The organism is Vibrio sp. 10N.261.52.A1, assembly GCF_002876325.1.
In the GTDB taxonomy this organism is placed as follows: Bacteria; Pseudomonadota; Gammaproteobacteria; order Enterobacterales; family Vibrionaceae; genus Vibrio; species Vibrio chagasii.
Map to the genome: position 1 here is coordinate 1 of NZ_MCYD01000396.1, position 456 is coordinate 456.

Genomic DNA, 456 nt, shown 5'->3' on the forward strand with positions numbered 1-456 from the left:
ATTAGAAATTCAACGAGGTGATGTATGAATAAGTTACTTGCACTTGGCTTGATGGCGCTTTCAATGAACACTGCTTTTGCTGCTAACGGTACACATACCGGCACTATCGATATGACAAGAAGTGAAGGCAATCAAGTGAAAGCTGAACGTGTAGAGTCTGACTTTGTTCTTGAAGGAAGAAATGAAGCTTCTAATGGCGGAATCCAATTCCAAAAGAATGTAGATCAAAACCAAGCGATCAAGCTTACTGGTCGTCGTGACTAACGTTTAAAGTGTGCTTACCACTTTAAATGTTCTACCATTGTCATGAAAAATGCTGTGCCTTAGGGTGCAGCATTTTTCGTTATGGGACTCACTCTATTGGTAGCTTAGTGATTAACAAGCCTTGGCATGGTGTGTGACGTGTGGCATTTTGGTCACAATTAAAGGTTTTGCTGCATTAGATAAGCTTGGAAA

General features: G+C 40.6%; 1 protein-coding gene. It reads left to right on the forward strand.

Annotation, left to right across the window (positions count from 1 at the left end; all coding sequences use genetic code 11):
- Positions 1-24 precede the first annotated feature (24 nt).
- On the forward strand, positions 25-264 hold the full coding sequence (locus BCT81_RS04880; RefSeq protein WP_102423409.1) for a hypothetical protein: 240 nt from the start codon (positions 25-27) through the stop codon (positions 262-264).
- Positions 265-456 lie beyond the last annotated feature (192 nt).